Genomic DNA, 24883 nt, shown 5'->3' on the forward strand with positions numbered 1-24883 from the left:
GATTTTTAAAAAGCTTTGTTTTCTAAGTAGTATTTTCAAAAAGCAAGACTAAAATTAAACTTTAGATTTATGACTAAAGCAGACATTGTAGATGTAATATCTTCTTCTGTGGGATTAACCAAAGTTGAGACCGAAGCTGTGGTAAACGGATTTATGGAAACAGTGATCGATGCCATGAAAAGAGGAGAAAATATTGAATTGCGAGGTTTCGGCAGTTTTAAGGTAGTAAAACGTGCCCAGCGTGTCGCCCGGAATCCAAAGACGAATGAAGAAGTTATAGTACCGGAGCAGTTTGTGCCGGTGTTAAAAATGTCCAAAGATTTTAAGGAAGCAGTGAACGAAGCGCAGATGACAGAAAAATGATTTAGAAAACGGGGCAAAACTTCTTATTTTTGCAACCGTTCGAACAACAGTAATTTATTTTAAACACAGTAGGTGAGTATTTATGCCAAGTGGTAAAAAGAGAAAGCGCTCTAAAATTGCAAAGCACAAACGTAAAAAGCGTCTGAGAAAAAACAGACACAAGAAGAAAAAGTAAGATTTTTCACAAGAATTTAAGGCTCCGGTTTCGGGGCCTTTTTTGTTTGCCCTGTCTTGTCTTGATCTCTATAAAAAAGCAATTCTAATAAAAAAAGAATTGCTTTTTAATTTGAGGAATAGTATTTCTTAAACATGCAGTTATATATCTAAATATCATAGAGCTGCGATAAGAGGTACAAATTAGAGCTAATAATTAAAGGCAAGAGTTATGATTAAAAAGGGGAAAATTGCCATATCCATAATTTTGTTTTTCGGGTTATCAAGTACAATACGGGGACAAGTTCATATCAATGAGATTCGTTCTGATGACAGTGGTACTGATGATATAGAGTTTATTGAACTCGTGGGATTATCAGGCACAAACCTGACTGACTATCAATTGAAATTTTACAACGGTTCCTCTACTGTTGATGGAGCAGTTTGGACACACACCATAGGCACGTTTACCATTCCTGATGATGGAATTACAGACTCAGGTAGCAATTCTATCGGTTTTTATGTGCTTTCTTTAAATGATTCCGTGCTTGCAAATACAGATGAAACGATATCAGATGAGCTTCAAAATGGCCCTGATGGTTTGATCTTATTTAATGCGGAAGGAAATATTATAGATGCGGTAGCTTGGGATGGGGCAGGAGATCTGACAGACGATGATCCGGGCACAGTAACCACATCAGGTGTAACATCGGCTGACAATTACTTACATGTAACTGCCAATGATGATTCAGGTGATAATAGCTTACAGGCTCCTGATGATGTAATTGGAGATGATGGTTCAGGCTGGACCATTGCAACTGCTACAATTGGATCTATAAATAGCGGACAGACAAGTGGATCAGTGGTTTTGGAAGCATCAGTAAAAGCTGAACCTGCAAATCACGTAACTACTTTTACTGCTACCGGGGAAGTCAACTCAATAAGTTTGTCATGGTCTGACGCAACTGGCTCGCCGGCACCGGATGCCTATCTAATCAAGATTAGTGAAAGTGGATATGGTTCTATTAGCATGCCAATAGATGAGAATGCCGAAACTAACGATACGGATCTGTCTGATGGTTCAGGTGTACTAAATATTGCTCAGGGTACAGAGTCATCTTCACTTACAGGTCTTAGTGAATCCACTACCTACTACTTCAAGATATTTCCATATACCAATACCGGCTCTGATATCGATTATAAAACTGATGGTACTATTCCTGAGGATACGGCAACTACATTAATAACACCTGATATTGTTTTGAATGAAATCTTAGCCGACCCCGCCGGGGATGCTAATGGAGATGGAACAACAGATACTGGCGATGATGAATTTCTTGAGTTTGTAAATACTGGCAATTCTAATTTAGATATTAGTAACTGGACCATTGAAGATGCTTTGAACACCACGCACACTTTTGATGATCCTACAATATTGAAGCCTATGCAAGCGATAGTTGTGTTTGGCGGTGGAACACCTACTGGTGATTTTGGAGGATCTATGACACAGACAGCAGGCAGCCTCAGTTTAAATAACGGAGGTGACGACTTAATTTTAAAGAATGATTCCGGTGTTGAGATTATTAATTACACTTATGGTGGCGCGACTGACCAATCCGAAACCAGGAGTCCAGATCTAACGGGTGACTTTGCTAACCATACATCAGCCGATACTGACGATGGTTCTGCTTTCTCTCCCGGCACCCGAATTGACGGTTCTACCTTCCAGCCTTCCGTTGAAATTACCGGTTCTGAGGGATGGAGAATTTTATCAACACCAACAGCAAGCAGTACTTATGATGACTTGTTGGGAGATATTTGGACGCAGGGTATTGCAACAGGAGCAGATGCTACTGAAGGAACTGCAAATGTTCAGGTTTTTAATGGCTCTTCCTTTTCCGGAATTAGTGACATGGGTACAACCATGATAGTTGGAAATGGTTTCATTGTATATATGTATAGCGATGATGACTACACAGAAAGTGTCGCAGATGCGGGTTTCCCTAAAACTCTTGAAATATTTGCAGTACCTAATTCAGGTGCTGTAAGTCCAGCCCTTAATAGTGGGGCAGAAGCCTGGACTTTGGTTGGCAACCCCTATTATTCTACGATCGACTGGGATGAAGTGCTTTTGAATAGTGGTACTAATCAATTAAGTGGCACTGTTTATGTATACGATCACAGTTATGGAACACCATCTGGAGATGATGTAGCGGCAAACGGATCAGCCGGAAGTTACCGCGTCTGGAATGGTTCCGCAGGCTCACTTACAGATGGATTGATTGCTCCATTTCAAGGTTTCTGGATTCAAAATGCCGTAGGCGCCACTTCAGAGTCTTTTGAAATTAATGAAGACGACAAAACAACCGGTGGCACCTTCTACAAAAAATCAGACGAATCCATTTCCATAAAACTGCGCGGAGAAATGGAGAACATGTACAATGAGTCGTTCTTGTCTTTTACCGGGAACGGAGAAGTAGCCAAGGATAATTATGACGGGCTCAAACTGTCACCGCTTGACTTCCGTTCGTACCTAAGTGTGGCCAGTGTCACTGGTGATACGAAAATGGACATCAATAACCTGCCCAAGATTTTTGAAAATGAACTCTCCATCCCGGTTTCTGTAGAGGCGTATTCGGCCGATACCGAACGCGGAAGTTGGGTGAGCCGGGGAGGAGAGGTCACCTTAACCTGGCCGGAAATGAAAAACCTACCCGACGAATGGAGTATCACACTAAACGATTCTAAAACGGGGGCCGTGGTTAATATGAGAACCACTGAAGAGTATGTGTTTGATCTTTCAGAAACACAGAAAGCTAAAACCGGGCCTGTGATGACTATTTTTAATCCCCAACCTCCACAAGTAGAACGCATAGCAAAAAAAGGAGTAGGGGCACGGTTTACTATTACAATCGGTGCAAATTCTTCGGTAAACAACGAGATAGGTGATAGTCCTGAAGCTTTCGCTCTTGAGCAGAACTATCCGAACCCGTTCAACCCGACAACCAGCATTCAGTACAGCCTTGCCCATGCGGGCGAAGTGCAGCTGGATATCTATAACGTGATGGGGCAACAGGTAGAAACGCTGGTAAGCGGAGTGAAGTCCGCCGGCAACTATCGGGTAAGCTGGGATGCGGCTGACATGGCCAGTGGTATTTACTACTACCGCCTGAAGGCCGGCAAGCAGGTAGTGACCCGTCAAATGACTCTCATCAAATAAATAAATGTTCATTAGCGATCAGCTCTCAGGTTTCAGCTTTCAGTTGATAACAAAAGAACTGAAAGCTGATTGCTGACGGCCGAATGCTCAAAACTCAAGATTATGAAAACATTGATATATATAGTTCTTGCGATCACATTCACAGTATTGTTAACCACAGTAGTTCTGGCTCAACACCCTCCTGGTTTGCCGTCCACTGCACCAAGTCAGGCTCCTATTGACGGCGGATTAGGACTGTTGGCGGCAGCGGGAGGCGGATATGCTCTCAAAAAATTAAGAGATCGCAAGCAAGTGGAATAAACCGAAGTGAATACTCTTGGTGGCCTGTTAAATGATTTCAAAAGAAAAAAAACGATGGATAAAATTGCTATCATCTCTGTATGAAAATAGCACTTGTACAACAATCTTGTTCTGAAACTAAAACTGGAAACCTTGCAAAAGGTATGCAAGCTGCACGACAAGCTGCTGAAAATGGAGCGAAGATCATCTGTTTTGCAGAACTTGCTTTCGAGCCGTTCTATCCTCAACACACCGATCCGAAAGATCCTGAATCTTTGGCTGAACCTATTCCTGGTCCGGTAACGGAATCTTTTTCTAAGATAGCCCGTGAATTTGGGGTGGTCATTATCCTGAATTTATATGAAAAAGACGGGGGAGCGCTTTACGACAGTTCGCCCGTAATAAATAGCGATGGCGAAATTCTTGGTACCACCAGAATGATTCACATCACAGAATATGCTTGTTTTCATGAACAGCAATATTATACGCCCGGAAATAATGGAGCACCCGTTTATAATACTCCTTTTGGAAAGATTGGGGTGGCGATCTGTTATGATCGCCATTATCCGGAATATATGAGGGCATTGGCGGTATCCGGAGCTGAGATCGTGTTCATTCCTCAGGCGGGCTCGGTGGGAGAATGGCCCGAGGGATTGTACGAAGCGGAAGTAAGAACGGCCGCCTTTCAGAATGGATATTTCGCAGCGCTCTGCAATCGGGTGGGCAAAGAACCGAAGCTCACTTTTGCAGGAGAATCATTTGTTTGTGATCCTGAGGGTAAGGTGATAGCCAGGGCAGGTAAAGGTACCGAGGAGATATTATATTGCGATATTGATCTCAATAAAATAGAACACTCACACGCTAAAAGATTATTCCTGAGAGACCGTCGCCCGGATTTGTACAAGGATTGGATTTCATAAATATTCAGAATCAAAATTTGGGATTTTGCTATTAGATATTGGTTATTGAATATTCCATCACGCTGTTTATCTTCACTCGAAAATAAGTTCGCAATATCTCATGCCTGATACGCTTAAAGAAGTACAGCTTCGCACCAAAGGAATTTTACCGGTTCAAAAACTTCACCTCTTGAAAGAGTTGGGAATCATCACTTCCCATGAAAAGTATCCGATTCAAGACGACCAATTTCAGCCCAATTCTATTGACCTGAGACTGGGAGAAGTTGCATACAGGGTACGATGCAGTTTTTTGCCCGAAAATGAAACGGTAGAAGAGAAAGTGAAAAGGCTAAAAATGTATGAAGTCCCAATAACTGAGGGGGCGGTCCTTGAAGAAAATTGTGTGTATATCATTCCCTTATTGGAAAGTTTGAATATGCCGGAATCGAATCATACGGTGCAAAAAGGACTCTTCAATGGGAATGAGAAATTCAGTGAAGTTAAATTGGGAAGCGTTGAGCCTCTTTCAGCTAAAGCAAATCCCAAGAGTTCAACAGGCAGGTTGGACGTATTTACCAGGGTGATTACCGACTATTCTCACCGCTTCGAGGAGATAAATCCGGGTTACAAAGGCGGATTGTATTTAGAAGTGGTTCCAAAATCATTCTCTATTAAAGTGAAAACCAGCCAACGGTTAAATCAGCTTCGGGTGCGGCATGGTTTTGAAGTACTCTCTGATCAGGATTTACTGCGTGTTCACAGTGCCGACCCACTATTATTTGATGAAGATCTGAAGCCTGTATCCATGGAAAAGATAAAGGTAAAACAAGGGCTTTTTATGAGTGTGAACCTGAAAGGGAAAAAAGGGGAAGTGATCGGGTATAAAGCCAAAAAACACAATAATTTTATTGATCTGGATAAGATCGCTCATTATGCAGTGAATGAATTTTGGGAGCCGATTTATGCACAGCCTCACGATCAGTTAATCTTAGAACCGGAAGCTTTTTACATCTTTGCATCCAAGGAAAGGATTCGGGTTCCTGCCCATCTCGCCTGTGAAATGATGGCGTATGACACCGGATCAGGTGAACTTCGTACACATTATGCCGGGTTCTTTGACAGTGGATTTGGTGGATCTATTGATGATAAAGGAGCACGGGCAGTACTTGAGGTACGTTCCCACGATGTTCCGTTTATGATCGAAGACGGACAAACCATGTTCAGCATGCAATTTGAACCTAATGCCGAGCGGCCAGAGTTTGTATATGGCGACGAGATAGAAAGCAACTATCAGGGACAAGATCTTAAGCTCGGGAAACATTTTCGACAATAAAGATGGGACGATTTAAGGTTTCAAAGTGTATCTGTCACAAGCGGCACTTTTCAGAGATCAAAGAGTACGCCGAAGAAAATGGATACCAAACGGTGGAGGAACTCCAAGCCGATAAATTTTGCAGTTGCAGCTGCGGTCTTTGTATTCCCTACATCGAATTGATGCTAAAAACCGGCGAAACCGAATTCGAACCGGGCGCACATTACAGGAACATCGAACATTCAACATCGGACAAGGAACACTGAAGTTTGTAATGATTCTTCGTTTGACAGCTGGAATCCGTCTGAAGAATTTGTTGATTCCGAAATGATTAGTCTATCCCGGCACAGATTGAACGGGCAAACTTCTATGTGCAGGAAGCAGGAGCTTGGGAAAGAGTTTAGTGGGAGCCTGGAAATGAGATTTAAACAAAACGCACTCTGCGAAACCTTTGTTTCCTTTGCGGTTATATAACAATGTAGATCATGGATAATATCTTTTACACAGATCCAAAAAACATCATCGGGAATCAATTGGAGCTCACTGACCAGGAAGCACGTCATGCTGCTAAAGTGTTGCGATTTGAAGCGGGTGATGAACTCTACGCTTCTGATGGGAGGGGAAATTTGTATAAAACTACGGTTCGCTCTGCTTCGAAAAATTTAGTACAGGCCGAGATTCAGGAAACCTATCCCCATCCGGAACCCGATATTAAAAAAGTGCTGGCATTCGGAGCTATCAAAAAGCGAGACCGGCTGGAGTTCGCAGTTGAAAAAGCAGTGGAACTGGATTCGTGGCAGATCTGCATTTTTGATGCCGATCATTCCGAACGTTCCCGCATTAATGAAGATCGATTGAAGTCTATAGCGCTAAGTGCTTTCAAACAAAGTAAGCGAAGATGGTTGCCCGAAATTGTAATCCTGAATTCTTTGGATGAAGTTTTGGAACATTACAAAGATCATCATTTAATAACAGCACATGTCCCCGAAGTTCCGGCTCAACCCAAAGCTTTTCAACAAAGAGAAAATTTGTTATTAGTTGGTCCTGAAGGGGGATTTTCGGATCGGGAGATTGAACTATGCAAAGCGAGAAAATCAGAATTTATATCTCTGGGGAAAAACCGTTTGCGAGCTGAAACGGCCGTGGCTGCCATGCTTAGTCAGTATCTCTTCCAGGTCTAAATCTCAAGCTCTGAAGGAGCATAAAACAATTCATCCTCCATGCTGCAGATCTATCGGAGCTAAGTTCAACTTAGTAGGAAGCAGGAGCCTGCCTTTGTCGGCAGACAGGCTTGGGAACGAGATGAAAAAAGCACAAATCACCTCAGTCTCAAGTTATTCCCAATGGCTTTAAAAAAGGGAGTGTAGGGTACGGAACTCATGATTTTCAGGTCCTGTATAAAGGAGCTGTCTTCACCCAAGAACCGGAAAAGCTCATCCAGAGAATTCTTCTTATAAAGTGATCTGAAGACACGCAGGCTTTCTTCGGTAGAATTGGCCAATATATGTAGCAGTAGCAGGTCGTAATACCGATATTTGAATTTTGACGGTTGCGGAGGAATTGGATCCTTTCCTTGAATGATATTTTGAGCCAGTTTCTGTGTATAGTCCTGTATTCTGGTGAAGGTATATCCGGTGCTTGGCTTGGTTTGGCCTCCGACCGCTCCAAGGTTGATAATGTTGTTTTCATAAAATGGCACATGGGGACGGTCTTCCATGGGGATTTCACCATATTCCTTTCTCCCAATTTCATAATGCTCTTTATCCAGCCCATAATTATGGTAGAGATAGTGCCGGATCTTCTGCTTGTATCGCTTTTTATCCAAAGGTTCTTTGGAAAAGACGGTGAACTCGAGCAATGCCTTGTTATCTGCATAGGGTAATACATACATAAAACCCACACCTGGAGAAAACTCATTATCAAAATCCATGATGGTGAACGTTTCCGGATCGAACATAGACTCGTGAGTGTGAACTTCCCATCCAAGGAAGTGCTGTATCAATTGATACTTGATCTGACTTCGGTCAAGGTTTTTAGGTTTAAGAACACTCTGAAAGATATAGTTTGCAAGATACGTATCCCCATTCTTGGTCAACAAAACCGCTTTATTCTTGTTCGCAGAAAAATCAAGGATATTCTCTTCCAGAAGGTCAAAATTACTATGCTTCTTTAGTTCTCTCAAAACATATTCCCGGAAATCTCCGCTTCGGATACAGTGATAGGTGTATTCATTCAAATATCGGAATGTGCTGTAGTCTAGTACGGAAACCCACGTCTTCTTCCACCTTTTATATATGATCTCTTTGAAAGGAGGTTCGCGGTTGGTCCAAAAGCACCAGGTTTTATCGTTGTGGGGCGCAAAGGTTGAATCAACAACCAACACTTCACCCTGATAACCCCCGCGAGCGAGATACCAGGCCAAACTTAACCCGGATAATCCACCGCCTGCAATAATGAGATCATATTTTGCTTCAATTTTCAACGATCAAGCCTCCGGTAGAATCTTGCAAATGACCTCTGGGTTTTAAAAATTTTTTTCATGATTAGTAGGGACGAGGACTTAGCTTCGCCACAGGTATTGATTATATTCCATCGAAATGAAAAAGCAAAATAAAAGTATGATTGATTTAAGGAGCGACACGATTACCCGTCCAACCAGCAAGATGCTTGATGCCATGATGCAGGCTCATGTCGGTGACGATGTGTTCGGAGAAGATGAAACCGTGAATGCCTTTCAGGAGAAAGTGGCGAGGATGTTTGGCATGGAAGCAGGGCTGTTTGTTCCAAGCGGTACGATGAGTAATCAATTGGGAGTGAAGGTGTTGACTGAGCCCGGTGATGAGATACTGATCGATGAAAAAGGGCATATTTTTAATTATGAAACCGGAGCGGCTTCGTCGCTATCTGGCGTACAAGTTCGCACGCTGAATGGCAAGGATGGGAAATTAGACACCGATGCCCTTCAACATACAAAAAGAGGACATTTTGACTGGGAACCACGTACTAAAGTCATCTGTCTGGAAAACTCAACCAACAAAGGTGGGGGCGTGTGTTATTCGGAAGATGAGCTGAAATCGATCAAAGCATTTGCAGATCAGGAGGAGCTGTTCGTTCATTTGGATGGAGCACGTATTTGGAATGCAATAACCGCTACGGATATCGAAGCTGAGTTTTTTGGTGAAATTGCTGATACTATTTCGGTTTGCTTTTCCAAGGGTTTGGGAGCTCCGGTGGGCTCTATGTTGCTTTCTTCCAAGGAGCGAATTGCCAAGGCTCGTCGGTTCCGTAAGATGTGGGGAGGAGGAATGAGACAAGTAGGATTATTGGCTGCAGCCGCTGATTATGCGCTGGAAAATAATTGGGAGAAGCTTGCAGAAGATCACCGGCGGGCTCGGGAAGTAGCTCAGGTCATTTTTGATAGCAAAGAACTCGCCGTGGATATGAATAAGCTGCAAACCAATATCCTCATATTCGATGCGGTGAACGAATCAGCAGAACAGGTACTTGAACAGCTTGCTGAAAATGGTATTCGTATGATACAGTTTGGCCCAAACACCATCCGGGCGACTTTCCATTTCGAAATTTCAGATGAGGATGTAGAAGTGGTAAAAGAGGTATTGGCTGAGATTGGGAAATGATCAATAAATATGTGGCAGGACTGCCATGAAAGCAAATATTCAAGGTAATTTGTAACCTGCCACAAAAAAAAGCGTGTCAGTATTTAAACCTTAAAAACCTGATCTGTCATGAAAAAACCATTCTTACTTTTCTCGATACTTACCGTCGGCTTAGCGTTATCCGCAAGCATATTTAATCCGGAGTCTTCGGATACCGAGGCCATTAAAAAAGTACTTTTGACGGGTTATGTGCACGGAGCCTTCAATGAACTCGATCCTGAAGCAATGGCCAATACTTTTCATAAAGACTTTGCGATCTTTTCTGCCAAGGGAGAAGAGATCAGCCGGTATCCTATTTCCAGTTGGATAGAAAGCACCAAGAAGCGTAAGAACAATCCCAATTTTGATCCGAAAAAGAATGTGTGGGATCCTAAATTTGTGAATATCAGCGTGACCGGAAATGCAGCTTCCGTGACATTGGAATTATATCATCGGGATAAACACATTTACACCGACTATTTATCGCTCCTGAAATTTGACAGCGGCTGGAAAGTAGTAGCTAAGGTGTATCATCAGCATTCATAATTTTTACGACCCTGTTACCAATTACTTTTGTATGAGGCTTTTAGTTCAGATGTCCCGACTTACAATTGCCTGCGTGTTAAATCATTACAGGCCGATTAAGTAAAATACAGTATTTCATGAATTCAGAATGGTTTGTATATATGATTCGCTGCACCAATGGAAGCATTTATACCGGATGCACCAATAATCTGATTCGTCGCTGGAAGCAACATGTGCAGGGCAAGGGGGCTAAATACCTGAAGGCGCATACACCCAAAGAAGTTGTTTTTGTAGAGCATCATGCAAATCAATCTGAAGCGTGCAGCAGGGAATATGAGATCAAGCAGTTTTCTAAACAGGATAAAGAAGCCTTGATAACAGAATCCTTGCCGTAGAAATGTAATCTAATCTACTATCGACAACAGTTCTTGCATGTGCTGTATGATCTTCTCCCGCACCGGAAATCCCTTTTCAAAGATCATTTCCTGTTTCTGCTTGTATTCTTTGCGTCCGGTATCCGTCTCAATTTTGATGGGCTGAAGTCCCTGATCCCGCAAATCATAGGGACTCGCCTGCATATCAATATGGCGCGCTTCAACCGCTAACTCAAAGGCTTTCAAGATAAGTGAACTTGGAATCCACGGATACATTTTGAAAGCCCATTTGTAGAGATCCATGTTAGAGTGAATGCAGCCCGGTTGTTCCGTTTCGTGGAATTTTTCACGGGAAAGTTTAAAGCGGTTCATCGGTTTGGCGGGCTTGGTAAAGAACCGGAACGCATCAAAATGAGTGCAAAGCAGGGGCCGAGATTCTACAAACTCCGCCAGTTCATCCGGCTCCATGCGCATAGGCAATTGGTTGTGGCGGGGATTCTTGGTCTTATACACCATGGCCCATTCATGCATGCCAAAACACCCGAAAGAAGGTCGACTCTGCTGGGTATTTTTCAACATCTTCAACATCCACTGCAAGGATGAAATACGCTTCTCCGGGAAAAGCGAGGGATCCACAAACGCTATTTCTCCATCTATGGTGATCTCAGAAATTTCAGGAAGAGTGTGAAAATCAGAGAAAGAAAGATTCACTCCAATCCCCGGCGACCACTTCCGCAAATTAGACGGCCGAAAAGCATAATATTCAAATAAGAAATCCATGACGGGGTTTTTCTCTTGTCGCGAGCGGGCTTCAAGGTATTCCTCCAGAAGCTGATCGACTCGTTGTTCATGAGAAGATTTAGCTTTTTTCCAGGTTTCTTCAGAAAGGGGTATCTCGGTATGTAAATCAAGTACTTCAGATTGCATTGTTCAAAGATACGTATTTAACAATCCCTTTAAAACGCAAAGCCTTAAGCCAGCAGCCTTAAAAATTCTTTTGCAATTGCTTACAGTTGAAAAGTTGAAGTGTGCTTATCCTTGAACGCTCTTTATAATCTCTACTATTATGGTCTATGCTCAATAGAAAATTTGCTCTGATTTTTGTTGTATTCTTTCTAATTGGACAATGTTCAAGTTTCGTAGTGGCACAAAACTCTAAGCAGTATGCAAATGAAAAATTAAGGGTATTCCTAGACTGTGGTCGCTGTTATGAAACGTACATCAGAGATGAAGTTAAATTTGTAAACTTCGTTCGGGACCGGGAAGATGCCCAGGTTCATTTACTGATAACCCGAGCAGGTACCGGAGCCGGAATAGAATACACGCTAAGGTTAATAGGAAAGGGGGGCTTCGATGGAAGGGGGCAGACCCTGTCTTATGTTTCATTTAATTCTGACACCGATGATGAAGAGCGCAAGGGATTGCTCAGATATATAAGAACCATTTTATTTCCGTATGTGACCAAAACAAAAGTAGTGGATGAAATTGAAATTACCTACAAACCGACTGGTACATCAAATGATGTTAAAAGGGCAGATCCATGGAATAGTTGGTTATTTGAGATAAATGGAAGAACCTCCATGGACGGAGAGGAATCCAGAAAGTCATTTTATTTTAATGGAGGGGTTTCTGCTAATCGCACAACCGAGCGGATGAAAACAAACCTTCGCTACGACCATGATTTCAACAAGCGAACTTTTTCCATTGAAGACTCAAATGGAGTAGAGGAAGAATCTATTTACATAACAAGAAGTCATCGTTTTAGTGCAGATCAGGTTTTTTCTATCACAGATCATTGGTCGGCAGGGGTTTTTACGGAAGTTCGAAACTCGACCCGAAACAATTATGATCTCACAGTAATGGGAAGTGCAGGTTTAGAATACAATGTATTTCCCTACGAAGAATATGCAGAACGTGAGATCTCTTTTGTGTATTTGGTTGGAACCGAATTTAGGGATTACAGTGAAACCACCATTTTCCTAAAAGACCGGGAAACACTCCTTGAACAGCAATTAAGGGCGCGTATTGATTTTACCAAGCCCTGGGGAGGAATTTCAGGGAGAGCTAATTACCGCACATTTCTTCATGACCTGCAGAAAAATAGGTTTTATTTAAATATGAACCTCAATTTCAGGGTTTTTAGAGGACTTGAACTGAGCCTTTCGGGCAGGTATTCCATCATAAATAATCAATTAAATATTCCTGCTTCTGACGTGAGTAATGCAGAGCAACTGCTAAACCTCCGGGAACAATTTACCTCCTATTCATATGGCGCTTTCATAGGATTGGAATATACCTTTGGTTCGATCTTTAATCAGGTTGTTAACCCAAGGTTTTGATTCCGAAGTATACATAAGGCATGTCGGTTGACGGAGTTGCAAAATAGCCTCAGGAATTCGATAATCAGCTATGGCAAGGCAACTTCTAAATTTCCTCATTCACCTCCGACTGCACTACCAGTTTTTTATCCTTTCCGGTGGGTATTTATTGTCTGCTTTATTTATTGGAGAGGTAAATTGGGAGCAATTCTGGCTTCAATTTCTGAATGTACATGTATTATTGTTTGGAGGAGCAACGGCGTACAATTCCTGGTGGGATAAGGACGAAGGTCCCATCGGCGGACTCAAATCTCCCCCAAAAATGCAACGCTGGATGTGGCCGGTTTCCATGGGTACGCAGTATGTTGGATTGGTTTGGGCAATCTCAGTTAACTGGAATTTTGCCGTTATTTACGCCGTTAGCATGCTGTTTTTCTGGTTGTATTCTACGCCACTTGCCCGCTGGAAAGGAAAACCGTTGCTGAGTTTAGTAGCGATCGGTGTGAGCACCGGAACCAATTCATTTCTGATGGGATTTTTAGCTGCAGGCGGATTTCCCATTACTTTTTTCGAGGATGCAATTGCGATTGGAGTCGCCTTTGTGCTGCTCAGCTTATATCCGGTTTCACAGGTTTTTCAAACCGAAGAAGATGCAGCCCGTGATGACCATACCTTTGCCGTACGATTCGGACTGATCGGAGTAAAGCGACTATTCTTGGTTTTTTTCCCAATCGGATCAGCAATTTTGGGCTGGGGATTATTCCTGCAAAACTCAATGATGGGCTATGTTTTTGTTGGGGTGAATGTGTTGGCTTACATTGCGTTGTCGATATTCGTTTGGAGCCTGAAGGGAAAACCTGATGAATATCCTGCTGTCATGAAAATCAAATTTCTGGCCTCGTTCAGCTTTGTGATCTTCATACTTGCATGCATCGGTTACAAGACGTTTTGGCTTTGAAGAAGTCTATCAAACCAATCGAGAATCATAAGTTAATTTCGTGGGGAATTAGCCTTATCTTTATACTTCACTGACATCTCTTTGGTTGAAAGCTAAAGCTTCCAACCGGTCTCCAGATTGAAATAGGAGAAAATACCCCTTCGAAGGAGGAGGATTTTTATCTATAGATGAAAAACCGGGGGATGCAAGATGTCGAACCCAATTAATCCATTTATTTCACGTTTCTCCCTTGAAATAAAGAGGCTCAAACCAAATTCAAAGTAATGCCAACAATCTCTAAAAAATGGCTGGATAAAGTTCCAAAACCCCAAAAACCGGGCGAGCGCGTGGTGATCGGGATGTCGGGCGGAGTGGATAGTTCCGTGGCAGCTTTGCTCCTAAAAGAAGCCGGATTTGATGTAATCGGGTTATTCATGAAGAATTGGGATGAAGAGGATGAAAACGGTGTTTGCACGGCCGAGATCGACTTCAAGGATGTGGTTCGGGTTTCCGGTCAGTTGGATATTCCCTATTACAGCATCAACTTTGTGAAGGAGTATTGGGATCGGGTATTCAGCTATTTTCTGGAGGAATACAAAGCCGGTCGCACTCCGAATCCGGATGTGATGTGCAACAAAGAGATCAAATTTAAAGCCTTCCTTAATCATGCCATGCAACTGGGAGCAGATCATGTGGCTACCGGACATTATGCGCGCCTGACTACAGACCCAGAAACTGGCAATCGAATAATGTTAAAAGGACTGGATCAGGGGAAAGATCAGTCGTATTTCCTGAGTCAGCTTGCGCAGCATCAGGTTAAAAACGCCATGTTTCCACTTGGAGAACTGAAAAAGGATGATGTACGTGAAATCGCCAAAGAGGCGGGACTTGCAACGGCTCACAAAAAAGACAGCACCGGAATTTGCTTCATCGGGGAACGCGATTTCAAGGAATTCCTCAGCCAATATCTTCCGGCTCAACCCGGAGAAATGCGAGATCTTGATGGCAACGTAAAAGGCCAGCATGATGGATTGATGTATTACACCCTCGGCCAGCGACGCGGATTGAATATCGGCGGTAGCGGTGAAGGCAATGGTCAGCCGTGGTATGTGATCGGCAAAGATGTAGAGCAGAATGTGTTGTATGTAGGGCAGGGCAGCGATCATCCGGCGCTTTACTATAACGGATTACGCGCTTCACAAATCAACTGGATTGGTGGAGGTGCCCCTGAATTGCCAATGAAATGCAATATCAAGTATCGTTATCGTCAGCCCGATCGTGGCGCAACGATATCACTTCATCCATCCGGAAATGGGGATCTTTTAGTAGAATTTGATAAGAAAGAAAAAGCTGTGACCCCGGGACAGGCTGTCGTTTTTTATGATGGTGATGTTTGCCTGGGTGGTGGAATTATTGAAGAGGCCTTCCAGGATGAGGAATTTTTTCCAACGAAAAACGTCAATGATCTTGCAAGCACGATCTGATAAGTGGTTTGAGGGCCTGTCTTTACCAAATCATTTTATCACCTTTCATCAAAACTTAACATAGCTTGCATATCCTCGTACTTTTAATTTCCAAAATTTTATAGAACGAATGTTTTTAACTACCGAAATTATTACACCTGAATTACTGGAGAAAGCTGTTGATTACACTACCCATCATCAGCAGGTGAAGAAATTATTTGAAGAGGATCGAACCACCAACGAAGATAACCGTGAGAATATGCTGGATTACACCAAGATGTATTTACAGCGCACCAGTCGTTGGGACAAACGTGGAAAATTATCGGAGGAGCTGATCCAGAAGCTTCAATCATTCCCCCGAAAAATGATGTGGTTGGTGATCAATGAAGGATGGTGTGGAGATGCAGCACAAACGTTGCCATTCATCAATAAGATGGCGGAAGCTTCTGATAACATCACATTGCGAATTATTCTACGGGATAAGAACCCTGAGATCATGGATGCTTTTTTGACAAATGGATCGCGTTCCATTCCAAAACTCGTTGCATTAGATCAGGAAACACTGGAAGTACTTGGCACCTGGGGGCCTCGCCCAAAAATTGCATACGATACCTACAAAGCAGAGCGTGAAAATCCCGATATCCCCAACGAAGAAGCCGTTGAAAACCTGCACCTTTGGTATGCCAAAGACCGTGGAAAAACCATCCAGCGAGAATTCCTCACCCTTTTGGATGAGTGGGAATAACCGGAAGATTTGAAATGACAGGAACCGGTTACCTAAACAGGCATACCCATTTTTCATTTTGAATCTTTAATTTTGAATTCCTCAAGAATCCTAAGTCATTTTCAATTTAAGAATCCATGCTCGATAAATTCCTCCGTCATATTGCCCAAACCAGCGATGCTCCTATGGGGCTGGAAGTTAGTCATGCCGAAGGCCCGTTTATCTTTACCAAAGATGGAAAACGTTTTGTGGATTTTATTTCAGGGATTGCCGTAAGCAGTTTGGGGCACCGACACCCGAAAGTGGTGGAAGCCATTCACCAGCAAGTGGATAAGCATTTGCATGTGATGGTATATGGTGAATTTGTGCAGCAGCCTCAGGTTGACTTTGCCGAGCTTCTGACCACACAACTTCCTGAGAAACTAGAACAAGTGTACCTTGTGAATTCAGGAACCGAAGCTACGGAAGGAGCACTCAAACTTGCCAAGAAATATACCGGTCGCAGTAAGCTCATTGGATTTAAAAACAGCTATCACGGCGATACACACGGCTCTTTAAGCGTGACGGGGAGAGATGTTTATCGTGACCCATATTTACCGCTTTTGCCAGACGTCCATTTTCTTAAATTCAATACTTTTGAAAATTTAGATCTGATTGACGAGAAAACCGCTGCGGTGATCATGGAACCCATTCAGGGAGAAGGCGGCATCATTCCTGCGGAAAAAGAATGGTTGCAGGAGATTCGAAACCGATGTGATGAAGCCGGTGCGTTGTTGATCTTTGACGAGATCCAAAGTGGATTTGGACGTACCGGGAAGCTGTTTGCTTTTGAAGAATACGAAGTCGTTCCTGATATCCTTTGCATGGCGAAGGCGATGGGCGGTGGCATGCCGATCGGAGGTTTTGTTTCCTCGAAGGAAATTTTCCAGAGTTTTAAATACGATCCGCCATTGAATCATGTTACCACCTTTGGAGGTCATCCGGTTTCTGCGGCAGCTGCTCATGCCAATCTAAAAGAGTTGCTTTCCGGCAATTATATGCAGCGAGCTAAAGAAATCGAGCAGATCATCAAAGAGAAGCTTCAGGGCAAAGGTATTATGGAAGTCCGCGGAAAAGGAGCGATGCTCGGACTACAACTCGAAAGCTGGGAACTTACCAAAAATGTGGTGGAAGATTGCTTTCAGCGGGGAATTTTACTCGGCTGGACGTTGCATTCTAATACATTGGTTCGCCTTGCTCCTCCACTCATTATTGAAGATGAATTGTTGGATGAAGTGCTGGAATTCATTTTGGAGGCAATTGGCAGGCATTCGTAATGGAACACGGATGAGATGGATGCTGCGGATAGTTACGGATTAGTTTTTAGAATGATAAATACTCTTTTTCGCGCCATCAGCCTAATCCGCTTTATATGTGCCTGTCCCGTACAAATTTTTGGAATTCAATTTCTTAGATATTATTGATTCAGAATGTTGATGATGCATATGCTACTTCTGGTAAATTAGGGGGGATATGTAAAGTCCTCCATTGAGGGAGAATTTTCTTTGGTTACTTAGGATAGATGATCATAATTCATTTACAAAAACCTTTCGCATTTAATGATTTCGTGGCAAAAGAAATACGGAATTCCTACACTTCACTAACTGTTTGTGAGATAGAGAAATCAAAACAAGTTATAGATCAATGAAAACCATCAATCCTGCCACCGGAAAAACGCTGCGAACGTACAAAGAAATGGAGATGAAGGAGATCGATTCCATTATCCAGAAAGCGAATATGGCTCAGCAGAGATGGAAGCAAAAAAGTTTCGAAGAACGAGCTGATTATCTTAGAAAGATCGCGGGGATCCTGAAAGAGCGCAAGAATGAACTTGCTGAGCTGATGGCCAGGGAAATGGGAAAACCATTAGCTCAGGGAGTAGGAGAAGCCGAAAAGTGTGCCTGGGTTTGTGAATATTATGCGGATAATGCTGAAGCTTTTCTGGAGAATGATGTCATCGCGACCGATGCTTCCAAAAGCTATGTGACCTTCAATCCGCTTGGCGTAGTGTTGGCAATTATGCCGTGGAACTTTCCATTCTGGCAATTATTCCGTTTTGCTGCCCCGGCGCTCATGGCAGGGAATGGAGCGATCCTCAAACATTCCGAAAATACGACCGGATGTGCGTTGGAGATCGAAAAGATCATCCATGAAGCTGGAATTCCGGGAGGCTTATTCAGAACCATTGTCAGGGATAAATCGGGAATGAAGGAAGTGATTCAACATGATGGAATTGCAGCTGTTACGCTTACGGGAAGCACACGAGCCGGAAAAGCGGTGGCGGCTCAGGCGGGAGAAACCCTTAAGAAAACGGTTCTGGAACTGGGTGGGAGCGATCCATACGTGATTTTGGAAGATGCGGATGTCAAAAAAGCAGCGGAAACATGTGCCACTTCCCGGCTCATCAACAGCGGACAAAGTTGTATTGCCGCCAAGCGGTTTATAGTCACTGAAAAAGTGTACGATGAATTTGTGGAAGAATTCACCAAAATCATGAAATCGAAAAAAGTGGGGGATCCATTTGAGGAAGATACGGATGTGGGTCCGCAGGCGAGAGAAGATTTAAGAAACGGGTTGCATGATCAGGTTCAGAAAAGTGTTAAAAATGGAGCTCAATTAACGCTGGGCGGACAAAAACCGGAGGGTAAGGGTGCTTATTATCCCGTCACGATTTTGGAGAAAGTAGCTCCGGGAATGCCGGCGTATGAGGAGGAATTATTTGGTCCGGTGGCTGCCATTATTAAAGTGAAAGACGAAGAACAGGCCATCAAAGTAGCAAATGATACCAGTTTTGGATTGGGAGCTGCGGTGTTTTCGGAAGATCTGCAAAAAGCTGAAGACATTGCAGCCAATAAGCTGGAAGCCGGCTGCTGTTTTGTAAATGAATTTGTGAAATCAGACCCAAGATTGCCTTTTGGAGGGATTAAAAAATCCGGGTATGGACGGGAATTGAGTCTGTACGGAATTCGGGAATTTGTGAATGCGAAAACGGTTTACATTGGGAATTAAGAATTCAACATTCAAAATTAAAAATTCTCGTAACCCATTTTTAATCTTTATTTTTTCATTTTTCATCCTGAATTCACTTTATCACTTAAATGCTAATCTCTGTATCTTCTAAGTGAACCAAATCGAATATTTGTGCGCATACGACTTGAACAACTGAATCCCACGATTGGGGATCTTTCCGGAAATAAAGAGCTCATTTTACAAGCCATACATCAGGCTGAAGAAGATGGAATAGATCTTTTGCTACTTCCTGAACTTATGACGTGTGGATACCCGTCAATGGACTTGCTGGAGCGGGAAATATTTTGGGATTTGCTGTACGAGATAAATCAGGAAATTATTGAAGCGACCGGAAAAACGGCGGTAATATTCGGCTCCATTACCAAAAATATAAGTGGTATGGGGCGAAAGATGTACAACTCGGCCATCGTTGCTCAGCATGGAAAGGAAATTACTCGCGTGCACAAAGCGCTTCTTCCAACCTATGATGTTTTTGATGATCTCCGCTATTTTGAACCGGGGAATGAGTTTGAGCCGGTCATCATCAATGGATTTCCATTTGGAATTACCGTTTGCGAGGATATTTGGTTTAATGATAATGATATACAGTATCACATCTACGATAAGAATCCGGCAGAAATCTTAGCTAAAAATGGAGCCAAGGCGATTATCAATATTTCAGCGTCTCCATTCAATAAAAACAAACCGGTGACGCGGAAGAATATGCTCCAGAAGCATGCCAAGAATCTGGGATTGCCACTTTTTTATGTGAACTCAGTTGGGGCTCAAACAGAGCTTATTTTTGATGGCGATTCTCTTGCCTTTGATGGAACCGGTATCATGAAAGCCCGCTCAAAACGGTTCACCCCTGATGCGGTCGACATCCACTTCAACCCGCAAAACAATGAAGTGAAAGCCATCTCGGAAGTAGAAACGAATTTTGAGAATCCTCCCAAAGAGCAGGTGATGTTTGAAGCTTTGGTGTTGGGAGTGCGCGATTATTTACAGAAATCCGGAGCGGCTGAAAAAGTGATTCTTGGATTGAGCGGCGGAATTGACTCTGCATTAACAGCCGTGATTGCCAAAGAAGCACTCGGTGCCGAAAACGTAAAAGCGGTGACGATGCCGTCTGAGTTTTCATCGGAAGGGAGTATAAGTGATTCGGAGAAACTGGCCGAGAACCTGGGCATTGAGCTGTTGGAAATTCCAATCAAGGAAATTTATGAGGCGTTTAACCATGCATTAGCCCCTTATTTTAAAGGAACTGATTTTGGCGTGGCAGAAGAAAATGTGCAAAGTCGTTCACGAGGTGTATTGCTAATGGCGCTGGCCAATAAATTCGGTTATATGTTGCTCAATACTGGGAACAAGTCGGAAATGGCCGTGGGTTATTGTACGCTTTATGGAGATATGGCCGGGGGACTTTCGGTTATTTCCGATGTGTATAAAACCGAGGTATTTGATATTTGTCGCTGGTTGAACAAAGATTTTTATAGAAAAGAGGTCATACCTCAAGCCATTATTTCAAAACCCCCGAGCGCGGAATTACGCCCGGATCAAAAAGATTCAGATTCGCTTCCTGAGTATGGAACTTTAGATACGGTTTTGAAATATTATCTTGAAGAACAACGGTCGAGAGAGGAGATCATTAATTCCGGATTTGAGGAGGAAGTGGTAGATAAAATCCTGCGAATGGTTGATTTGAATGAACATAAAAGATATCAGGCTCCTCCGGGACTTAAAGTTTCTGCCAAAGCTTTTGGTTTCGGACGGCGTTGGCCGATCGTACAAAAATGGACCGGTCTGGAAAAAGAACTTACCGATTCAAGAAAATTCAAAGATCAAGGCGCTAAAGCTTGATTTTATTCGTTAGCGCTCCTGTACTTCAATGCTCCCAATTCAGTACAATTATTAGTACTTTAACCTGAAAATTCTCAAAAATTACCTTCATTTCATGATAAATAAGCTACTGAAAACGGCTGTTGCCATAACCTGTTGTATGTTTTTAGTACCCGGTCTTTTTGCTCAGGATCGAGACTCATCAGATACACTCGCCATCAAAGATATGCCACTGCGCCTGTTAGACTACAGGAGTCCAATGCAGGGGTTAAATGATAATGAGGGAATAACTCAGCAACCGGCTATGCAGGAGTTGGATAATTTCCAAAAAGATATAATGAGCCGGATGTCTGATATCTATCGCATCCATATCAAAGCGATGGAGGCACAGGTTAATAATAATCCTTTGGAAGCTGAGGAGCAGATCAACGATGCGCTTTCCGCAACACAGGGATTGTTGGATGATTATCCCGAAATTCGTGGTGATCGCCGGTTTACAGAGTTGTATCGCTCGGTTATTGCAGAGTATCGTCAGTTTTATGGGATCTCAGAAACAGGAAATGAACCTGAAGGCGAGATCTTTGCTATACAGGAAGAACTTTTTTCTGAAGATGACAGCTGGATGGTGGATGATTATAATTTTCCGGAAGACCTGACCTTCAACAAAACAGATGTACCTTTGATTCAAAATGATAAGGTAAACCGCCATTTGGTTTATTATACTTTGCGCCGCCCTGAGGTTATGGAAACCTGGCTTCAACGCGCAGTAAAATATCAGCCTATGATGCGGAAGATTTTTCGGGAAGAAAAAGTCCCTGAAGAGTTAACCTATTTGGCATTCATTGAAAGCGGGTTGAACCCCAACGCACGCAGTTGGGCAGCTGCTGTGGGAATGTGGCAATTTATTCGCGCAACCGGCTCTGTTTACGGTTTGGAAGTAAATTGGTGGATTGATGAACGCCGTGATCCTGAAAAAGCAACGCGGGCTGCGGCGCGACATTTAAGGGACCTGTACAATATTTGGGGTGATTGGCATTTGGCCATGGCTAATTACAACATTAGCCCGAGGGGTCTAAAGCGAGCTATTAATCGGGCAGGTGGTGTTGAAGATTATTGGGCTGCATATCCATATTTACCGAGAGAGACTCGTGGTTATGTACCGGGTTTCATTGCAACAACCATGATTGGCATGAATCCGGAAGAGTTTGGCTTTCAGAAAAATTATCCCGGAGAACCTTACAGCTATGAGGTAGTAGAAGTAGATGGGCTTATGGAATTATCTGAATTGGCAAAAGCAGCTGGAATTTCCACTTCAGAATTGAAAGAATATAATCCTGAGTTGCTAAGATGGGCTACTCCTCCCGGAGGTAAATATCCGCTCAAGCTCCCTAAGAATACCAGAGAAGAGTTTTTAGCAAATTATGATGACATTCCCAAGGAGCAAAGGAGTCAGAATATTGCTATGCATACAGTTCGTAGCGGGGAATCTTTGGGAATTATCGCCAGAAAGTACGGAACAACCGTAGCCGGATTGTACGCTTCTAATGAAAATCTGTCCAGTACTATTTATCCCGGGCAAAAAATTGTGGTACCTCTGCCACGAGGAGCCGCTTCTCAAATTTCTGCAAATCAGCCTACCAACCAACAACGCAGCGTAAATACCAGCCGAAGTTCAAGCAGACAAGTAAGTAAGCCGGCTAATTCAACGGCTGTTACTTATAAAGTGAAAACAGGGGATACAGTTGGACATATTGCCGAATGGTATGACGTCAGAGCCTGGAATATTCGAACCTGGAATGGGATCGGGAACACCATACGTGTGGGGCAATCATTGACAGTTTATGTTCCTGAAAACAGAAAGGATCATTATGAAAAAGTGAATACCCTAAGCTATGCTGAAAAACAGGCTATTGAACGAAGACAGCGAAGCGGAGAGAATATCTTTTTAGCTTCTGCTACTTCTACCGACAGCGACAATTACACAACATATACTGTTCGCAGAAATGATACCTTAAGTGAGATCGCTGAAAGCTTTGGTGTAAGTCTCAGTCAGTTGCGAAGATTGAATAATATATCCGGTAATCGAATTTATGTTGGACAGACCCTTAGAATCTCTTCCAACTAAGATCGAATGAGAAAGAAAGGGAAATATACCGCGGGCTTTATTGCAGCAATCGTGTTGATAGCTTCAGCAGGAATTGCAGCACAACAGAATGACATCTATTTCCTGATCAAAAAGAACTTCAGCATATTCAGTAAGGCTTATGAAACCGTTGCGCTGGAATATGTGGATGAGGTTGATCCGGAAATCCTTATGCGGCATGGTATTGATGCAATGACCGAAACCCTTGATCCTTATACCGTAATGTTCAGTGAATCACAAAATGAACAAGCGGAGATCATGTCGCGTGGCAATTATGCCGGGATTGGCATTGAAGCTGGGTATAGAGATGGGGAAGTGGTGGTAGTTGCCCCGGCCGATGGCGGTCCAGCAGCCCAGGCTGGAATCCGGGCAGGCGATGTGATCGTTGCCATAGACGGCGTTTCAACAGAAGATTTGCAACCCGAGGAAGTGAATACGCTCACTCAAGGTGAAATTGGCTCAGAGGTTACCATCACTATTCAACGTTTTGGGCTTGATCAAACCCTTGATTTTACACTTACCCGTGAAAATATAGAAGTATCGAATGTGTCATACTCGGGTTTTATAGGCACAGATAATAACACCGGTTACATCAGGCTGACTCAATTTGGAAATAACTCAGCTGAGGAAGTCAGGGAAGCCATGCTTGGACTGATGGAAAATAACGCCTTGAATGGTTTGGTACTAGATCTGCGGGATAACCCGGGCGGAATTTTGCAGGAAGCGGTTAAGATCATTGATAAATTCATTCAGCCCGGTATAACGGTTGTGGATATCCGGGGAAGAGTATCAGAGTATAATCAAACTTTTACCACTCGGGAATCAGTGATGTTTGAAAAGCCTGTGATCGTTTTGATGAATGGAGGCAGTGCGAGTGCTTCTGAAGTAGTAGCCGGAGCGCTCCAAGACTTAGACCGGGGAGTGATCATGGGAGAGCAAAGTTTTGGGAAGGGGCTTGTACAGATCGTGAAACCTTTGCCTTACAATACTTCGATGAAGATCACCATTTCACGGTATTACATTCCAAGCGGAAGAAGTATTCAATCGGTTCAATACACCCATCAGGGGAGGAATGCAGTTGTGCGGAGAGATTCTTCCCGCCAAGAGTTCAAAACAAGAAACGGAAGAACGGTGTATGAAGGACGGGGTATTGAGCCTGACATTCCTGTGGATACCGGAAAGCTGAATATGTTGGAAATTGCCCTTATGCAACAGGGTATGTACTTCGATTTTGCTACAACATTCGAAGCACAAAATAAAACCTTTGAGTACAAAGAGCTTCCAGATGAAATATTCGATGATTTCAAAGCATTTCTTACTGCGAACAATTTTGAATATCAAACAGATGCTGAAAAACTACTAGCTGAACTATCTGAACAGCTTGCTAAGGTTGAATCTGCACAAAGCAGATTGGAGTCTTTGAAGTCAGCTATTGAAAAGGAGAAAGAGCTTATTTTTGCAGAAGCGGAACAAGATATCCGCCGAAACCTGTACCTGGAGTTAATGTCCAGGTTTACGGGGCAATCCGGGAGGATAAAAGCCGGCCTTAAGACTGATCCTGAGGTTATAAGAGCGCTTGATCTTATCAATAATTCCACCGAAATAGAGAAGCTTTTGGCAGGAGAATAGT

General features: G+C 43.0%; 21 protein-coding genes. 19 read left to right on the forward strand and 2 right to left on the reverse strand.

The features are described from left to right. Positions 1-69: 69 nt before the first annotated feature. The 7 genes from B151_RS0100940 (at position 70) to B151_RS17615 (ending at position 7407) form a co-directional block, all read left to right on the forward strand. Positions 70-363, forward strand: a complete 294-nt coding sequence (locus B151_RS0100940) for an HU family DNA-binding protein (protein ID WP_020401709.1) — start codon at positions 70-72, stop codon at positions 361-363. 385 nt (positions 364-748) lie between these two features. Then, positions 749-3736 carry a lamin tail domain-containing protein gene (locus B151_RS19250; protein ID WP_020401710.1) on the forward strand — a complete coding sequence of 996 codons (2988 nt, stop codon included), beginning with the start codon at positions 749-751 and terminating at the stop codon, positions 3734-3736. Positions 3737-3838: 102 nt separating this feature from the next. Continuing rightward, positions 3839-4036, forward strand: coding sequence for a PID-CTERM protein-sorting domain-containing protein (locus tag B151_RS0100950; protein ID WP_020401711.1), 198 nt, complete (start codon positions 3839-3841; stop codon positions 4034-4036). Between the two features lie 80 nt (positions 4037-4116). After that, positions 4117-4935: a nitrilase-related carbon-nitrogen hydrolase gene (locus B151_RS0100955; RefSeq protein WP_020401712.1), complete on the forward strand. Its 819-nt coding sequence runs from the start codon at positions 4117-4119 to the stop codon at positions 4933-4935. 100 nt (positions 4936-5035) lie between these two features. Then, positions 5036-6247 carry a 2'-deoxycytidine 5'-triphosphate deaminase gene (locus B151_RS0100960; RefSeq protein WP_020401713.1) on the forward strand — a complete coding sequence of 404 codons (1212 nt, stop codon included), beginning with the start codon at positions 5036-5038 and terminating at the stop codon, positions 6245-6247. Positions 6248-6249: 2 nt separating this feature from the next. Continuing rightward, the gene (locus B151_RS17610; RefSeq protein WP_020401714.1) at positions 6250-6492 is read left to right on the forward strand and encodes a hypothetical protein; all 243 of its coding nucleotides are present in this window, start codon (positions 6250-6252) and stop codon (positions 6490-6492) included. 219 nt (positions 6493-6711) lie between these two features. Further along, positions 6712-7407 carry an RsmE family RNA methyltransferase gene (locus B151_RS17615; protein WP_020401715.1) on the forward strand — a complete coding sequence of 232 codons (696 nt, stop codon included), beginning with the start codon at positions 6712-6714 and terminating at the stop codon, positions 7405-7407. A gap of 137 nt (positions 7408-7544) precedes the next feature. On the opposite strand, the gene B151_RS0100975 is transcribed toward B151_RS17615, so the two are convergent. Continuing rightward, positions 7545-8708 carry a lycopene cyclase family protein gene (locus B151_RS0100975; protein WP_020401716.1) on the reverse strand — a complete coding sequence of 388 codons (1164 nt, stop codon included), beginning with the start codon at positions 8706-8708 and terminating at the stop codon, positions 7545-7547. A 136-nt stretch (positions 8709-8844) separates the two neighbouring features. Here B151_RS0100975 and B151_RS0100980 point away from each other — a divergent pair, with 136 nt between their 5' ends. From B151_RS0100980 to B151_RS0100990, 3 genes are all read left to right on the forward strand, one after another. Next, positions 8845-9864 carry a threonine aldolase family protein gene (locus B151_RS0100980; RefSeq protein ID WP_020401717.1) on the forward strand — a complete coding sequence of 340 codons (1020 nt, stop codon included), beginning with the start codon at positions 8845-8847 and terminating at the stop codon, positions 9862-9864. Between the two features lie 108 nt (positions 9865-9972). Next, complete coding sequence (locus B151_RS0100985) at positions 9973-10428, forward strand: nuclear transport factor 2 family protein (protein WP_020401718.1); 456 nt, start codon at positions 9973-9975, stop codon at positions 10426-10428. Positions 10429-10544: 116 nt separating this feature from the next. Then, positions 10545-10802, forward strand: a complete 258-nt coding sequence (locus tag B151_RS0100990) for a GIY-YIG nuclease family protein (protein ID WP_020401719.1) — start codon at positions 10545-10547, stop codon at positions 10800-10802. 9 nt (positions 10803-10811) lie between these two features. Here B151_RS0100990 and B151_RS0100995 read toward each other — a convergent pair whose 3' ends face one another. After that, positions 10812-11708 (reverse strand): hypothetical protein, encoded by an 897-nt coding sequence (locus B151_RS0100995; protein ID WP_020401720.1) that lies wholly within the window; start codon positions 11706-11708, stop codon positions 10812-10814. Positions 11709-11854: 146 nt separating this feature from the next. Between B151_RS0100995 and B151_RS0101000 the strand changes: the two genes are divergently transcribed. The 9 genes from B151_RS0101000 to B151_RS0101040 all read left to right on the forward strand — a co-directional run bounded on the left by B151_RS0101000 (position 11855) and on the right by B151_RS0101040 (position 24882). After that, positions 11855-13120 carry a hypothetical protein gene (locus B151_RS0101000; RefSeq protein ID WP_020401721.1) on the forward strand — a complete coding sequence of 422 codons (1266 nt, stop codon included), beginning with the start codon at positions 11855-11857 and terminating at the stop codon, positions 13118-13120. A gap of 70 nt (positions 13121-13190) precedes the next feature. Further along, entirely contained in the window at positions 13191-14057 is an 867-nt protein-coding gene (locus B151_RS0101005) for a UbiA family prenyltransferase (protein ID WP_020401722.1), read from the forward strand. Between the two features lie 263 nt (positions 14058-14320). Next, the gene (gene mnmA, locus B151_RS17620; protein WP_020401723.1) at positions 14321-15520 is read left to right on the forward strand and encodes a tRNA 2-thiouridine(34) synthase MnmA; all 1200 of its coding nucleotides are present in this window, start codon (positions 14321-14323) and stop codon (positions 15518-15520) included. A 109-nt stretch (positions 15521-15629) separates the two neighbouring features. Next, a complete protein-coding gene (locus B151_RS0101015) occupies positions 15630-16244 on the forward strand; it encodes a thioredoxin family protein (protein WP_020401724.1) in 615 nt (204 codons plus the stop codon). A 116-nt stretch (positions 16245-16360) separates the two neighbouring features. After that, entirely contained in the window at positions 16361-17539 is a 1179-nt protein-coding gene (locus B151_RS0101020) for an aspartate aminotransferase family protein (protein WP_020401725.1), read from the forward strand. Between the two features lie 367 nt (positions 17540-17906). Further along, positions 17907-19271 carry an NAD-dependent succinate-semialdehyde dehydrogenase gene (locus B151_RS0101025; RefSeq protein WP_020401726.1) on the forward strand — a complete coding sequence of 455 codons (1365 nt, stop codon included), beginning with the start codon at positions 17907-17909 and terminating at the stop codon, positions 19269-19271. 132 nt (positions 19272-19403) lie between these two features. Next, entirely contained in the window at positions 19404-21131 is a 1728-nt protein-coding gene (locus B151_RS0101030) for an NAD+ synthase (protein ID WP_020401727.1), read from the forward strand. A 94-nt stretch (positions 21132-21225) separates the two neighbouring features. Next, a complete protein-coding gene (locus tag B151_RS0101035) occupies positions 21226-23235 on the forward strand; it encodes a LysM peptidoglycan-binding domain-containing protein (protein WP_020401728.1) in 2010 nt (669 codons plus the stop codon). Positions 23236-23241: 6 nt separating this feature from the next. Further along, a complete protein-coding gene (locus tag B151_RS0101040; protein WP_020401729.1) occupies positions 23242-24882 on the forward strand; it encodes a S41 family peptidase in 1641 nt (546 codons plus the stop codon). The last annotated feature ends 1 nt before the right edge of the window (position 24883 follow it).

Source organism: Gracilimonas tropica DSM 19535 (assembly GCF_000375425.1).
Lineage (GTDB): Bacteria > Bacteroidota > Rhodothermia > Balneolales > Balneolaceae > Gracilimonas > Gracilimonas tropica.

Coding starts and splice junctions, on each gene's coding strand:
- B151_RS0100995 (WP_020401720.1), bottom strand. CDS start 11,708: ATGCAATCTGAAGTACTTGATTTACATACCGAGATACCCCTTTCTGAA.
- B151_RS17615 (WP_020401715.1), top strand. CDS start 6,712: ATGGATAATATCTTTTACACAGATCCAAAAAACATCATCGGGAATCAA.
- B151_RS0100985 (WP_020401718.1), top strand. CDS start 9,973: ATGAAAAAACCATTCTTACTTTTCTCGATACTTACCGTCGGCTTAGCG.
- mnmA (WP_020401723.1), top strand. CDS start 14,321: ATGCCAACAATCTCTAAAAAATGGCTGGATAAAGTTCCAAAACCCCAA.
- B151_RS0100960 (WP_020401713.1), top strand. CDS start 5,036: ATGCCTGATACGCTTAAAGAAGTACAGCTTCGCACCAAAGGAATTTTA.
- B151_RS0101020 (WP_020401725.1), top strand. CDS start 16,361: ATGCTCGATAAATTCCTCCGTCATATTGCCCAAACCAGCGATGCTCCT.
- B151_RS0100950 (WP_020401711.1), top strand. CDS start 3,839: ATGAAAACATTGATATATATAGTTCTTGCGATCACATTCACAGTATTG.
- B151_RS0101040 (WP_020401729.1), top strand. CDS start 23,242: ATGAGAAAGAAAGGGAAATATACCGCGGGCTTTATTGCAGCAATCGTG.
- B151_RS0100990 (WP_020401719.1), top strand. CDS start 10,545: ATGAATTCAGAATGGTTTGTATATATGATTCGCTGCACCAATGGAAGC.
- B151_RS0101005 (WP_020401722.1), top strand. CDS start 13,191: ATGGCAAGGCAACTTCTAAATTTCCTCATTCACCTCCGACTGCACTAC.
- B151_RS0101035 (WP_020401728.1), top strand. CDS start 21,226: ATGATAAATAAGCTACTGAAAACGGCTGTTGCCATAACCTGTTGTATG.
- B151_RS0101025 (WP_020401726.1), top strand. CDS start 17,907: ATGAAAACCATCAATCCTGCCACCGGAAAAACGCTGCGAACGTACAAA.
- B151_RS0100955 (WP_020401712.1), top strand. CDS start 4,117: ATGAAAATAGCACTTGTACAACAATCTTGTTCTGAAACTAAAACTGGA.
- B151_RS19250 (WP_020401710.1), top strand. CDS start 749: ATGATTAAAAAGGGGAAAATTGCCATATCCATAATTTTGTTTTTCGGG.
- B151_RS17610 (WP_020401714.1), top strand. CDS start 6,250: ATGGGACGATTTAAGGTTTCAAAGTGTATCTGTCACAAGCGGCACTTT.
- B151_RS0101000 (WP_020401721.1), top strand. CDS start 11,855: ATGCTCAATAGAAAATTTGCTCTGATTTTTGTTGTATTCTTTCTAATT.
- B151_RS0101015 (WP_020401724.1), top strand. CDS start 15,630: ATGTTTTTAACTACCGAAATTATTACACCTGAATTACTGGAGAAAGCT.
- B151_RS0100980 (WP_020401717.1), top strand. CDS start 8,845: ATGATTGATTTAAGGAGCGACACGATTACCCGTCCAACCAGCAAGATG.
- B151_RS0100940 (WP_020401709.1), top strand. CDS start 70: ATGACTAAAGCAGACATTGTAGATGTAATATCTTCTTCTGTGGGATTA.